10 protein-coding genes are annotated in these 13,548 nt (G+C 69.9%); 6 read left to right on the top strand and 4 right to left on the bottom strand.

Going from position 1 to position 13,548, the window contains the following annotated elements:
* Window position 1 precedes the first annotated feature (1 nt).
* Window positions 2–529, bottom strand: coding sequence for a cysteine hydrolase family protein (locus tag CcI156_RS21070; protein WP_023841852.1), 528 nt, complete (start codon window positions 527–529; stop codon window positions 2–4).
* Window positions 530–629: 100 nt separating this feature from the next.
* Between CcI156_RS21070 and CcI156_RS21075 the strand changes: the two genes are divergently transcribed.
* The 5 genes from CcI156_RS21075 to CcI156_RS21095 are packed head-to-tail and all read left to right on the top strand — an operon-like array spanning window position 630 to window position 6,949.
* The gene (locus CcI156_RS21075) at window positions 630–1,562 is read left to right on the top strand and encodes an alpha/beta fold hydrolase (protein WP_160323729.1); all 933 of its coding nucleotides are present in this window, start codon (window positions 630–632) and stop codon (window positions 1,560–1,562) included.
* Between the two features lie 32 nt (window positions 1,563–1,594).
* Window positions 1,595–3,247, top strand: coding sequence for an ABC transporter substrate-binding protein (locus CcI156_RS21080; RefSeq protein WP_023841853.1), 1,653 nt, complete (start codon window positions 1,595–1,597; stop codon window positions 3,245–3,247).
* Window positions 3,248–3,270: 23 nt separating this feature from the next.
* A complete protein-coding gene (locus CcI156_RS21085) occupies window positions 3,271–4,278 on the top strand; it encodes an ABC transporter permease (RefSeq protein WP_254847543.1) in 1,008 nt (335 codons plus the stop codon).
* Window positions 4,275–5,135, top strand: coding sequence for an ABC transporter permease (locus CcI156_RS21090; protein ID WP_011436537.1), 861 nt, complete (start codon window positions 4,275–4,277; stop codon window positions 5,133–5,135). Before CcI156_RS21085 ends, CcI156_RS21090 begins: the two co-directional genes overlap by 4 nt.
* A complete protein-coding gene (locus CcI156_RS21095) occupies window positions 5,132–6,949 on the top strand; it encodes an ABC transporter ATP-binding protein (protein ID WP_023841855.1) in 1,818 nt (605 codons plus the stop codon). The genes CcI156_RS21090 and CcI156_RS21095 overlap by 4 nt, the downstream gene beginning before the upstream one ends.
* 38 nt (window positions 6,950–6,987) lie before the next feature.
* Here the strand turns inward: CcI156_RS21095 and fabG are convergent, their stop codons facing one another.
* The 3 genes from fabG to CcI156_RS21110 all read right to left on the bottom strand — a co-directional run bounded on the left by fabG (window position 6,988) and on the right by CcI156_RS21110 (window position 12,282).
* On the bottom strand, window positions 6,988–7,692 hold the full coding sequence (fabG, locus tag CcI156_RS21100; RefSeq protein WP_011436539.1) for a 3-oxoacyl-ACP reductase FabG: 705 nt from the start codon (window positions 7,690–7,692) through the stop codon (window positions 6,988–6,990).
* An 82-nt stretch (window positions 7,693–7,774) separates the two neighbouring features.
* Window positions 7,775–8,779 carry an AfsA-related hotdog domain-containing protein gene (locus CcI156_RS21105; protein WP_076807755.1) on the bottom strand — a complete coding sequence of 335 codons (1,005 nt, stop codon included), beginning with the start codon at window positions 8,777–8,779 and terminating at the stop codon, window positions 7,775–7,777.
* A gap of 287 nt (window positions 8,780–9,066) precedes the next feature.
* Window positions 9,067–12,282: a BTAD domain-containing putative transcriptional regulator gene (locus CcI156_RS21110; RefSeq protein ID WP_083718725.1), complete on the bottom strand. Its 3,216-nt coding sequence runs from the start codon at window positions 12,280–12,282 to the stop codon at window positions 9,067–9,069.
* A 927-nt stretch (window positions 12,283–13,209) separates the two neighbouring features.
* On the opposite strand from CcI156_RS21110, the gene CcI156_RS21115 reads away from it, so the two are divergent.
* Complete coding sequence (locus CcI156_RS21115; protein ID WP_070982654.1) at window positions 13,210–13,440, top strand: IS5 family transposase; 231 nt, start codon at window positions 13,210–13,212, stop codon at window positions 13,438–13,440.
* Window positions 13,441–13,548 lie beyond the last annotated feature (108 nt).

Consider the following 13,548-nt stretch of genomic DNA (forward strand, 5'->3'; position numbering starts at 1 on the left):
CTCACGGCGCGAGGATATCCGCCATCGAGCAGATCGCCGCGCCCGCGCGCGCGAGCTGATCGAGCGCTCCGGTGTGCTCCGCCACCGTCACGCTCGCGGTGGCATCGGACACGACGGCCACGTCGAAGCCCGACGCCACCGCCGTTCCAGCGGTGGCGGACACGCCGTGCGCGGTGGACAGGCCCGCGATCACCAGCCTGGTGCGGCCCTGTTCGCGCAGCAGCCCGGCCAGGCCGGTGCCCGTGAAGGCATCCAGGCCGTCCTTGGTGACGACAAGGTCGCCGGGCCGCGGCGCCAGGGCGGCGACGAGCTGGTTCGGCGCGGCCTGGGGCCCACCGTCGCGGCCGTCGGCACGCAGATAACGCACGATCACCGTCGTCGCCTTCGCGTCGGCCAGGCCGTCACGCAGCCGGACGCAGGCGTCGACGACCTGGGTACCCGGGATCGGCGCCCACGGCATGTCGACGATCCAGTGCTGGAGATCCACCAGCACGAGGGCTGTTGTCTCGCCGCGCCGGTAACCGGGCATCGCCGCCGCCTCCACACGTGACCCGTCGGGGATTGCCAGACACGCGCACGCTAGCAGAGAGACGCAGATGGAACGGTTTGTGYGGACACGAGACGATCTTATGCTATGGACCGAAAGTTTTGGCAGGTCAGCGGATCCCGCGATTCTGCTTGTGATGGGCGGGCCCGCGCAGGGGATCACCTGGCCCGACGCGCTCTGCCGGATGCTGGCCGATTCCGGGTACCGGGTGGTCCGATACGACCATCGTGACGTCGGTCTGTCCACGAAGACCGACTCCCGCCTTTCCTGCTATGACCTGTCCACGCTCGCCGGGGACGCGGCGGACGTCATCACCGGACTGGGACTGGCATCCGCACACGTGGTGGGCCAGTCCGCGGGCGGCATCGTGGCCCAGCTGCTCGCGCTGGAGGAGCCGAGCCTGGTTCGCTCCCTGGTCCTGCTGTCCTGCTCCCCGGATGCCAACGGCGACGTCCATCTGCCGCCCCTGACCGGCCTGCCCGGTCCGGAGCGGCCGTTGCTCGACCACGTCGCCGCGCTGAACGACAACCCGCCGACGACCAGAGCGGCGCGCGTCGCGGCGGCGGTGCGCGGCTGGCGCGTGCTCGTGGGGGCCGGCGCGCCGTTCAGTGAGACCTACTGGCGGGACCTGGTCGAGCGCTCGATGCGACGGGAGGCGGGCTCGGACCTTGGCAGTAACCATCTGCGGGCACTGGACCGCACGCCGCCGCTGACCGCGAGGATCGGCGCGATCCGGGTGCCGGCCCTGGTGGTGCACGGCCGGCGCGACACCGTTTTTCCCCTCGCGCACGGCGAAACGCTGGCCCGCGAGATCGCCGCCGCGCGGCTGGTGGTTGTCGACGAGCTGGGCCACATCTTTCCCCCGCAGTGGTGCCCGCTCGTGCACGGGCTCGTGACGCGGCATCTCCGCGAGGCCGGGGCGCATCCCGCCGGGCAGGTGCGGTCACCCGGTGCGGGCGGGACGTCCGACCGGCGGGGGGCGACGGCCGCGGACGTCCCGCCCGCGGCCCTCTGACCACACCGGCCCTCGACCCTCGGAGCTCTGCTGTGCACCCCATCGTGTCCGTACGGTCCGCGCTCGGACTCCTCGTTGTCGCGGCGATACTTCTGCTCACCGGGTGCGGTCCCGACACCGCCGCGGTTCCCGCAGGCGGTGGTCGACCCGTGCGCGGGGGAACCCTGACCTACGCGATCGACGCGGAGCCGACCTGCTTCGACATCCACGCCAGCCAGCAGGACGTCACCGCGAGCGTCCTCCGCAACGTCTTCGACTCACTCGTCGCGCAGGACGACGCCGGTCATTTCCACCCCTGGCTGGCGACGTCCTGGGACATCACCGACGGCCTGCGCACCTACACCTTTCATCTGCGCCACGGCGTGACCTTCACCGACGGCAGCGCCTTCGACGCGGCGGCGGTGCGGGCCAACTTCGCGCACATCGTCGCGAAGCAGACCAGGTCGCAGTACGCCGCGAGCCTGCTCGGCCCGTACGCCGGCACCGACGTCGTCGATCTCTACACCGTACGGGTGCGTTTCAGCCGGCCGTTCGCCCCGTTCCTCCAGGCCGCCAGCACCACCTATCTCGGCTTCTACTCGCCGAAGGTCCTCGCCACCGACGCCGCGCAGCTGTGCGCGGGCGGGCCACGAGCGGTTGGTACCGGGCCGTTCTCCGTCACCAGTCGCACCCGAGGCCAGCGCATCGTCCTGACCAGGAATCCGGCCTATGACTGGGCGCCCGCGACCGCGCGGCACTCCGGCCCCGCCTACCTCGACCGGATCGTCATCCGCATCCTGAAGGAGAACTCCATCCGGGTCGGCGCGCTGACCAGCGGGCAGGTCGACGTCGCCGCCGCCGTGCCACCGGCGGACGCGCGGTCCGTCGGCGCCGACCGGAATCTGCGGCTGCTGCGGAAGGACGTGCCGGGAGTCCCCTACAGTCTCTACCTGAACACGTCGCTGGCGCCTTTCACCGACCGCCGGGTCCGCACCGCGATCCAGCGGGGAATCAACGTGGACCGGAATGTCGGCGCCGTGTACTTCGGTCAGTACCGGCGAGCCTGGGGCCCGCTGACGGACGTCACTCCCTCCTACGACGCGACCGTCAGGCAGAGCTGGCCCTACGACCCAGTCAAAGCCGGCCAGCTGCTCGACGAGGCCGGTTGGGCCAGGCGCGACGGCGCCGGGTTCCGCGTGCGCGACGGCCGGCGGCTGAGCATCTCCTGGCCGGTCGTGCCGACGTACCTGCGCGACCAGCGTGATGTGCTCGGCCAGGCGATCCAGGCCGACCTGCGGAAGCTGGGCGTGGAGGTCACCCGTCCCAGTCTCGACGTCGGCACCTACCTGGCGCTCTCCTACAGCAACAAGGCGCAGATGCTGGACTTCAGCTGGAGCCGTGCTGATCCGGATGTGCTGCGGCTGTTCTTCAACTCCGCCAGCTCCCCGGCATCTGGCGGGCAGAACATGGCGCAGCTGGCCGACGCGGAGGTGGACCGGCTGACGGTCGACGGCGCGGAGAGCCTCGACCGGACGGCCCGCGACGACCTGTACGGGCGGGTCCAGCACGACGTGCTCGCCAGCGCGGCTGTGGTCCCGCTCTACACGCCCAGCTCGATCCTGGGCGTGGCCCGACGGGTCGACGGCATCGGCGTCGACCCGAACGCCTGGCCGCTCTTCTTCGATGCCTGGCGCGTCTCCGGGTAGCGCGGCGGATGTCTGGAGGCGACATGCATGTCCTCGAGCAGGCGCCGGCGACGGAGGATCGCGGCCCCGCCCCCGAACCCGCGCGCCGCCGGACCGTCCTGCGACACCTGCTGCGACACCTGTTCTCCGGTGCCGCGGTACTGCTGGGCGCCGCCACGCTCACCTTCACCGCGCTGCAGCTGGCCCCGGGCGATCCGGTGGCGGTCCTGCTAGGGCCGGGAACGTCCGCCTCGCCCCAGGTACGGGCGGAAATCCAGGCAGAGTACGGTCTCGGCGAGCCGGCTCCGCTGAGGTACGTCCACTATCTCGGCCATCTCGCCCGCGGCGACCTGGGTACCTCGTATCAACTCCAGCAGCCGGTCAGCGAGGTGATCGTGGATCAGCTGCGACCCACGGCCGAACTCGCGGCCGCGGCGCTGGTGCTCGCGGTCCTGACCGGGGTGGCCATCGCCGTCGCGACCGCGGGCCGCCGACCGGGACTGCGCGCCGCGGCGATGGCCTGGGAGTCACTGGCCCTGTCCGTGCCCTCGTTCTGGGTGGGCATCGTGCTGGTGAGCGTGTTCTCGTTCCAGTTGCGGATCTTCCCCGGAGCGGGGGCCCAGGGCGCGGCCAGCCTTGTGTTGCYGTCGGTGACCCTCGCCATGCCGGCCGCCGGCGCGCTTTCCCGGACGCTGCGGGAGGGACTGGAAGCCGCCCTCGCGCAGCCGTTCRCCGCCGCCGCTCGGGCCCGCGGCCTGAGCCCCACCGGCGTCACAATGCGCCACGCCCTGCGCCACGCCGCCGCAAGCGCGCTCAACCTCGGCGGCTGGCYCGCCGGGACGCTGCTCGCCGGCACCGTCCTCGTCGAGACGGTCTTCGCCCGCCCGGGGCTCGGCGCGCTGACCGTGCACGCCGTCATCGACCGGGACATGCCCGTGGYGATGGGGGTCGTCCTCACATCGGCCCTGGTCTCGGCCGTCGTCTTCACCGTCGTGGATCTGCTGCAACGCGTCCTCGACCCGCGGCTTCGGATCGAGGTGATGGACCGGTGACCAACGTCCTGGCAGCGCCTCCGACGCTGTCTGACCGGCCCGCGCCGCGTCTCGTCGCCCGCGCGTCGACGATCCTGCTCACTGGCATCCTCCTGGTGATCGCCCTGGCGGTGACGGCACCGGGGATCCTCACGGGCGCCTCGCCGACCGTCGTCGACCCGTCAGGCGTGCTGGCAGCGCCGAGCGGCTCGCACTGGTGTGGGACCGACCAGCTCGGGCGGGACGTGTGCGCCCGGGTGCTGCATGGTGCCCGGGCGTCCCTGCTGCTCGGCGTCGGCTCCGTCGCGCTGGCCGTGGGGATCGGTGCGGCTCTGGGCCTCGCGGCGGCGCTCGGCGGGCGCCTCGTCGACCTGGTGCTCACCCGGGTGATGGATGTGCTGATCGCGATACCCCCGTTGATGCTCGCCCTCCTGGTCATCGCGGTGCTCGGGCCCGGCAGCGGCAGGACCATGATTGCCACGGTGGTGGCGCTGACGCCTCTGTACGGCCGCCTCGTCCGCGCCGAGGCGATGGTCGCCCGCCGAGCGGGTTACGTCGAGGCGGCCCGCGGACTCGGCGTCGGCCGGATGGCGCTGGTCGTGCGCCACGTGCTGCCAAACGCGCTCGGTCCGGCGCTGGCGCTGGCGACCACGGGGGTCGGCTCGGCCATCGTGTACGTGGCGGGGCTGAGCTTCCTCGGGTTGGGCCCGCAGCCCTCCACCGCGCAGTGGGGTCTGATGCTGGCGGAAGGCCGGGACTTCCTACGGTCCGCGTGGTGGGTCGGGGTGTGCCCGGGTGCGGCGCTCGCGCTGACCGTGCTCGCCGTCCAGGCCGCCGGCCGCCGGGCCCAGCAGCGGCTTGTCCGGCGCGGCGGATGAGCCCGGACGTGACCGCCGCCGAGCCGACCCTGGTCGTCGAGCGGCTGGACGTGACGTTTCGGGACGGCGTCGCCGGCGTGCGTGCGGTGCGGGACGTGTCGATCGCCGTCCGTCCCGGCGAGTGTCTCGCGGTCGTGGGCGAGTCCGGTGCCGGCAAGAGCGTGCTCGCCCGGACGCTGATCGGACTGGCCGGGCGCGGTGCGATGGTCCGTGCTGGCCGGCTGGACCTGCAGGGCGTGGATCTGACCGCCTTGACCGAACCGGGGTGGCGGGTGTTGCGAGGCCGCCGGATCGGGTTGGTGCCCCAGGACGCGTTGGCCTCCCTGGATCCGCTGCGGACGGTGGGAGCGGAGGTGGCCGAGCCCCTGCGCGTCCACCGGATCGTGGCCCGTCGCGACGTCCGCGAGCGGGCCGTCGCGACGCTTGGGCAGGTGGGGGTGCCGGAGCCGGCCCGGCGCGCCGGGCAGTACCCGCATCAGCTCTCTGGCGGTCTGCGACAGCGGGCCCTGATCGCCTCGACGGTCGCGGCCGGACCCGACCTGCTGCTGGTCGACGAACCCACGACCGCGTTGGATGCCGCCTCCCGGGAGCGGATCGTCGAGGTGCTGCGCGGCCTGGTACGCGGCGGTGTCGCCCTGCTGTTGATTAGTCACGATCTTGCCACGGTGGCCGCCGTCGCCGACCGGGTGGCGGTCATGTACGAGGGGCGGATCATCGAGCAGGGACCGGCCGTCGACGTGCTTGGCGGTCCACGGCATCCGTACACCTGCGCGTTGCTCGCGGCGGCCCCCTCGCGGCACTCGCGGGGCACCGTGCTGTCCCCGGACCTGCCGCGCCGTCCACCGGCCGGGCCGGACGGCTGCCCATACGCGGTGCGCTGCCCACTCGCCGACCACCGGTGCCGCGAGGAACTGCCGCGCCCCGATCACCCGGGTCTCGAACCCGGCGTCCTGTGCTGGCGGCCCGGAACGGAAACGGAGCGGGCCGGACCGCCACGGGTCGTCGCCCCGGCCCGCAGGGACACCGCCGAGGCTCTCGTCGAAGCCACCGGCATCACCAAACGTTTCCGCGATCCCGACGGGGGGTGGCGGGACGCCGTCCGTGCCGTGACGTTCGAGCTTCGTGCCGCCGAGACACTCGGCGTCATCGGTGGGTCCGGGTCCGGCAAGACCACGCTGGCCCGCATCGTGCTCGGCCTGCTCGAACCGGACGAGGGTACCGTCCGGTTCGCCGGCGCGCCCTGGGTGGCGGCCGCGGCGGCGACCGCCTCGCCCAGCCGGGTACGCGAACGTGACCGCAGGCCTCGGCGGCACCGGATACAGGCCGTCCACCAGGACTGCCTGAGCTCATTCGACCCGCGTCACACCGCCGAGCGGATCGTCGGCGACGCCATGTCCGGTCCGGATCGGGGCCGGGCGCGACGAGATCGGATCGTCGCACTCCTCGACCAGGTAGGGCTGTCCGAACAGGTGCTGCGACGCCACCCTCGCGAGCTGTCCGGCGGGCAGCGTCAGCGGCTGGCGATCGCGCGTGCGCTCGCGCCGTCACCCGAGGTCCTCGTCTGCGACGAACCGGTGTCCGCGCTCGACCTGTCGGTGCAGGCCCAGATCCTCGACCTGCTGGCGGGACTGCGCGACGAACTCGGCTTGGCCCTGCTGTTCATCTCCCACGATATCGCAGTGATCCGGCACGTCAGCGACCGCGTCCTGGTGATGAAGGACGGGCAGGTGGCCGAGATCGGCGGCGCGGAGCAGGTGCTCGAGCGCCCCGCGCACCCGTACACCCGGCATCTGCTGGCCGCGGCCCGCACCTGACGGCGGCGCGGACTGTCCGCACCCGGTCGGGGTTGCGCCTACAGGCCCATCGCGATGCCGCCGCCGACGGGGAGGACGGTGCCAGTGACGTAGCTTGCCTCGTCGCTGGCGAGGAACCGGATGGCGGCGACGACCTCGTCCACTGTCCCCATCCGGCGCAGCGGGGTCATCCGCATCAGCTCCTGCCTGCGCTGTTCGGTCAGCGGCCTGGTCATGTCGGTGTCAATGATCCCCGGTGCCACCACGTTCACGGTGATGTCGCGGTTCCCGAGCTCCCACACGACGGACCGTGCCATGCCGAGGAGGGCGGACTTGGACGCGGCGTAGTTGCTCTGCCCGGGGGAGCCGAGGAAACCAAGTGCCGACGACACGCACACCACTCGCCCACGCCGGGCCGGAAGCATGCTGGCGACGGCGGCCCGGACGGCTCTGAACGCTCCGGCCAGGTTCGTGTCGACCACGGTCTCGAACTGTTCGTCGGACATCCGCAGCAGCGGGACGTCGATGGTGATGCCCGCGTTGGCGACGAGTACCTCGACCGTTCCGTGCGCCTCCTCCGCCTCTCGCAGCGCACGCTCGACGTCGCCAGGTACCCTGACGTCCGCGCGCAGACCGAGCACGCCTTCCGGGGCGGCCCCCGACCGGCCGGCGACGGCGACCCGGTCGCCCCCCTCGGCGAACGACCGTGCGGCGGCCAGGCCGATGCCCCGGCTCCCGCCCGTGATGAAGATCGATCGGCCCATCGCATTCTCCTCCCGGGCCCGCGGCGCCACCGCCGGTGCCCGTCCTCGCCCTGTGCAGCTGGCGTTGTGTGCGGCTGTGGGTTCAGTCGTCGGTGAGATGACTGGTGGGAACCGGGCAGATGGTCATGGTTCCCGCCGCGATGACGGCGTCGTTCTGCTGGAAGGACACGGCGAAGGTGGACCCGCCGACCACGTCCTCATGCTGGTGGACCGCTGCCACGGTGGTTGTCACATCCAGCTCGGCGAACCGGGTGAAGGCCAGGTCGAAGGCGACGACGGTGGCCGCGGTGGCCGGCACGCCGAGCAGGTCCGCGCCGGACCACAGGCACAGCTGCCGGGCCGCCTCGGTGAGTACCATGCCGGGGAAATGGTCCAGTGCGTGGTCGAACATGCTGCGGTTGTCGACGGGCACCCGAATGGTGGCCGTGGCCCCGCCAGCGAACTGGACGGGATCCACGAGGATTGTGTTGACGCTGCTGGCTCGCCCGACAGCGGCCGGCGCGATCGTCGCGGGCGTGGGCCGGATGTCGTCCGATGTGTGCGGCGCGCTTCCCCGGCGGAGCGCCCGCACGTGTTCGTAGGCGGAGTCAGACAGGTAGCCCAMCGCGATCCGGGTGTCGCCGATGGCCACGCCGTCCAGGGAAAGCCGGATGTCGTAGGCCAGCGACCGACTGGTCGGCCGGTCGCCGACGAGTGGGCGCGTGCCGACCGCCATCGTCAGCTCGCTGGCGCCTCGGGTGCGGATGGCGAACAGCCCCGGCAGCTGCATGGACCACGACCTCAGGACGAACCGGGTGTCCCGTGCCACGCCGAAATGCACGTGGGCGCCGTAGGTCTCAGCCTGGCGTGAGCATTCCAGCAGAAGCAGTGGATCCACCGCGCCGTGTCGGACGTGGTCGGTGAAGTACGCGTGGGACGACGGCAGTTGGGCGGCAGCCAGGTAGGACGTCGCACCGGTGGGCACGGTGTCGGTCAGGAACACTTCGGAAAGCGCGTGACGGTGGATGAGGGAACGGTCGACCGTCTGCATGAAGTGCAGCTCGCGGAGAGAGTCCTCGGTGTGTGCGATCTCAGTGTCAGCCGGCATCTACGGATCCTTCGCTGGGGTCCTGCGCGGGATTTCTTCCGCTGATTGCTGCGCCCGTCGCCAGGACGGCATCTGCTTGTACTGGGCGCATATTTCCTGCGCAGGACAAAGCTACCCCGACCATCCTTTCGTGCCGCTGACGGCTGGCTGGCGGTTGACATCAGCGGGACCACGCCGGCGTATCAGACCAGTTCCGCCGAGGGGCGCATGATCAGAGGGTGAGAAAGGCCGGATGTCGCGCGGTCCGCGCACCCGGGTTGTATCAGGCACGCGGTCCAGCCGACGGTCTACGACGCTTCGTTCCGGAGGGGTTCGGCGGATGGCAAAAGGTTCGACCGGCGCGTGACCAGGGCCATAATCCTTTTCGCCTCGGCCGCGCCCAGAAGCTGCCCGGTCTCCTCCGAGATGGTGCGCAGGCGTTGTGCGCATTCGGTGGCTCGCTCGAACTCCTGCTGCTCGGCGTACATCAGCCCGAGGTCTACCAGGATCCTGCGCTGAGTGATCCGGTTGGTGCCGGCCACCAGGGCGAAGGCGTCTGCCGCGTGCAGCGCCGCGGCGGCGGCACGGCCGAAGTGGTCGTCCGCGAGCGCGATCCGGACGAGCGAGTAGGCCTTCCCGTCGGTGTAGTCGATGGCGTTTGCCCGTTCGAATGCCTGCCGGGCGCACTGGATGGATGCGGTCCAGTCCCCGCGCTCGGCGTTGATCCCCGACATGATGCAGAGGGTCTCCGCCTCAAAGGTCCGGTCACCGCACTCCTGGAAGGCGCCCAGCGCCTGCTCGGCGAACTCAAGCGCGGCCTGGTTGTCACCGACATCGTGGTGCACCAGCGCGAGCCCGTAGAGCGAGATGCTCCGGTCGTAGAAGGAGTCGATACGCGTGGAGACCTCAAGAGCCTGGGAGAAGCAGGACTTCGCAGCGTCCAGATCTCCCAACGCCTCACGTACCAGGCCCAGGTTCCTCAGGCTGTACGAGGTGATGTGATGCAGCCCGAGCTCGCCGGCGGCCCGCAGCGACGACGTGATGTAGGTCGTGGCCACAGTCATGTCGCCCTGAGCCCAGTGGATCTGGCCGAGTAGTCCAAGCGCGGCGGCCTCGGTCCGCGGGGACCCGACTTCCCGGGCGATCGCCAAGGCCTCCTGCCCGATGCGCTCGGCCTGATCGACCTGGCTGAGACTCAGATGGGCGAGACTGAGGTTGTTMAGGATGGCGGCYACCTCCTCGGACATGCCGAGGTCGGTGTGCAGGGCGACACTTTCAGCAAGGTGGTTTATCGCCTGACGATAGTCACCTAGCGTGTTATACAGGTTGGCGAGACTGCGGTGCATCGCGGCCATGCCGAGCTTGTCCTTACTCCGACCGGCCGCAATCAGACCGCCGTGCGCCGCCTCCGACCATTCAGTCCGATATCTTCCGGTCCAGAAGAACCCGCGGAGCGCATCGGAAAGATGCCAGGTCAGATGGCTTGAACAGGAACCGTCGAGCGCGCGCATACAAGCAAGGACGTTGCGCCACTCCGCGAGCAGCCAGGCCATCGCCTGGCTCTCGTCGACGAATTCCGGCGCGTCGATCACGGAGCGTGTTTCTGGCGGCAGCGGGAGCCGGAGGAACTCCACGTGCAGGATATCCACCGCGTTTCTCGTGCCGACCAGGTACCACAGGCCGAGACGGTCCACTGCCGCCGCTATCTCCTGGGCAGTGAAATGGTCGCCTGCCCGCTTGTAAGCGTATTCCCGCAGCAGGTCGTGAAACTGGTACCGGCCGGGCGCCTGCTGCTGCAGCAGGTTCGCCACCGTGAGCCTGTTCAACGAGTTGCGGGTCTGGGCTGTGCTCATGTCTGCCAGGACAGCGACGGCATTGGCCGAGAAGTCGGGCCCGGGGAAGAGCCCGGCCAGGCTGAACAACCGGCGATCGTCCGGCCCGACCGAGTCGTAGGACAGCGCGAAGGCGTTGGACACCGCCGAGACCGGGTCGTCGTCCACGGTAAGCGCCGCCAGCCGGTTGCCCGTGCGCAGGCTGTCCACGTATTCGTCGGCGTGGCCGCCCGGGAAACTGATCAGATTGGCGGCGGCGRTGCGCAGGGCGAGGGGGAGATACGCACACAGCGCCACCACCTCCGGAATCAGCGCAGGATCCACCGGGACAGCGACGTTGCGCAACATGCCCTCGACGAGCTCGCGGGACTCCTCGGGGCTCAGAGTGCCCACTTGGACGACCTGCGCGCCCAGCGTGGCGACCAGGCCACCCAGGTGCCGTCGGCTGGTGATGATGACGGAGCAACCGGCGTCGCCGGGCAACAGCGGCATCACCTGGTCAATGCTCGAGGCGTTGTCGAGCATCACCAGCACGTGTCGGCCGGCGACCTTCGATCGGAACAGGTTCGCCTGCTCGGCCAGCTCGACCGGGATCTGGCCCGGCGGAACGCCGAGGCTGCGTAGGAACTGCGGCAGCACATGCTCCGGAGTGAGCGGCGGGTCCTGGCCGAGCCGCTCGTGGCTGCGCAGGTTGACGTACAGCTGCCCGTCCGGGAACGCTGGCCGCAACCGGTGGCCGAGACTTACAGCCAGCGCCGTCTTGCCGATTCCGGGCGGCCCGCACAACACGACGACCGGTACGCCCGGGCGCGTCCCAGACGGGCGCAAGGCCTCGGTGAGCTGGTCCATCAGCTCCTGCCGGCCGACGAACCCGATCGCGTCGGCGGGGAGCTGGGCCGGCACTGTGGACGGCGTCGCCGCGTCGGGTGCGGACCGATCCGGCAGGCACAGCTGCGGGTCGGACTCGAGGATCCGCCCGTGCAGGTCCCGCAGGCCGCTGCCGGGCTCGATGCCGAGCTCGTCTACCAGCAGCGTGCGCACCTGCTGGTAGACGTCCAGTGCCTCGGCCTGCCGGCCGGCCCGGTACAGGGCCAGCATCAGCAGCTCCCAGAACTTCTCCCGATAGGGATTGTCGATAGCCGCGAGGCGGATCTCGCGGACAATCTGGGCGGCTCGGTTCAAGCGCACCTCGAGCTCGAAGCGGGACTCCAGCGCGGACATCCTTTCCTCCTCCAGCGCCGCGCCCTTCTCCCGGCGCAGGGACTCGGAGGGCACGTCGGCCAGCGCGGGGCCGCGCCAGATCGCCAGCGCGTCGGTCAGYAGTTTCGCCTGAGCCTGCGGGTCCGCCGTCTCCTCGGCCCCCCTGACCAGCCGGCGGAACTGCTGCAGGTCCAGGACCGCCGTCCCGAGGTTCAGGCGGTAGCCGCTACTGACAGTGCTCAGCATCTTCGGGTCGCCCAGGAGCTGACGGAGCCGCCGAATGTACGTGTGTAGCGCTCCCCGCGGGTTCGCTGGCTGGTGGTCGTCCCACAACCAGTCGATCAGCCGATCGGAGCCGACGACGCTGCCCGCGTCCAGCAGGAGGGCTGCCAGCAGGGTGCGGAGCTTTCCGGACTCAATCGAGATGATCTCTCCTTTGAGAATGATCTCCAGAGGACCGAAGATCATGAACGCATTGATGCTGTCCACCATGCTCGTGGGCTCCTCGCTCGAACCGACCTTCAGTCTTCTGGTCTCGCTTCACTGAATGGACATGCTCCTCCTGAGGGTGGTTACGGTCCACGGGCCAGCGGGCCGAAAGGAGAGCTGAGGTCCACGCGCCACGGCTGCTTTCCAGTCGCAGGCGCCAGGCCCGATGACTCGGCGGCGATTGCAGAGACGTCTGACCAGCGCCGACTGACTCGCGAAGAGCGCGCCGGCACTCAGCGAGGCCCTTTCACTGGCTGGCTTCATGATACGAACGATCCGCGACCTTTCATGACGATGTCGCATGCACGACAGAGATATCGCATGCTACTCGCCGGGGTCGGTAAGCACCCAAAGCACTCCGTCGGCCGGCGTTTCCGAGAGATGAATAAAAATGATCTTACGACTGCCGGACCCTACCACGGTACGGCCTTCCAGGCGCGCGGCGGCGTGGGGAAGATCTCCCATCCGCTGCTATTCTCGCCGCCGACCACGGCTTACGCCAAGGTATTTTGATGGGAACCAATGTCGATCTTTCCGGGGTGTGGCCCGACTGTGCCGAACGTCACCAGATCGCGGGCGGCCCACGGGCGGCACGCGGGATTACCGTCGCGCAGCGGCGGTCTTTACGGGCCTCCGGTTCGATCGAGTTCTTCTACGAGCGACGTACCTGCAGTTCTTCGACCGACACGGACCACGCCCCCCGACGCCAGTGAGATTGATCATTGAGCCTTTTCAATCTCTGTTTGTCTGATTCTTTCGGCCGTTGAGGATCACCAATTGACGAATTGAACGGGCACTGGTTCCGGTCGTTCCGTCATCTGGCGGCGGCGATAGTTGGCCGGGCGGTGGCCGGAGGGKTGCCGTAAATAGAGAAGTCCCCGGTAGATCACAGGGTGTCTACCCCACTGTGCCCTTGACCGAGGACTTCCGTTGCTAACCTACCCTGGTGTCGTCGACCTGCCCGAGTCGACCCTGACCTTCCTYGCGGGGCTGCTGGCCGAGGAYCGCGCCCAGCGYCGGACCTGGCGCAAGCTGCCCCCACCCGAGCAGGCACTCCTGGTGCTCGTCCACCTCCGCAAGGGTGAACGCTACGAGCAGCTCGCCGAGGGCTTCCAGGTCAGGTCAGTGATCATGTCGGCTTGCGCCGGCACCCTGTCCTGATGAGGATGTTGGTGCCGTCCGGTCCGACGTCGTCCCTCTGTGGTGCCTGCGAGCCCGTAGGTCAGTGTGGCGCGGAGGTCCTGAGGAATCCTGTCCTGCTGCCACGAG

The organism is Frankia sp. CcI156 (assembly GCF_001983015.1).
GTDB classification, from domain to species: domain Bacteria; phylum Actinomycetota; class Actinomycetes; order Frankiales; family Frankiaceae; genus Frankia; species Frankia casuarinae.

Excerpts from the sequence above, each read along its gene's own strand:
- CcI156_RS21070 (WP_023841852.1), bottom strand. The coding sequence starts at position 529 with ATGCCCGGTTACCGGCGCGGCGAGACAACAGCCCTCGTGCTGGTGGAT.
- CcI156_RS21095 (WP_023841855.1), top strand. The coding sequence starts at position 5,132 with ATGAGCCCGGACGTGACCGCCGCCGAGCCGACCCTGGTCGTCGAGCGG.
- CcI156_RS21075 (WP_160323729.1), top strand. The coding sequence starts at position 630 with ATGCTATGGACCGAAAGTTTTGGCAGGTCAGCGGATCCCGCGATTCTG.
- fabG (WP_011436539.1), bottom strand. The coding sequence starts at position 7,692 with ATGGGCCGATCGATCTTCATCACGGGCGGGAGCCGGGGCATCGGCCTG.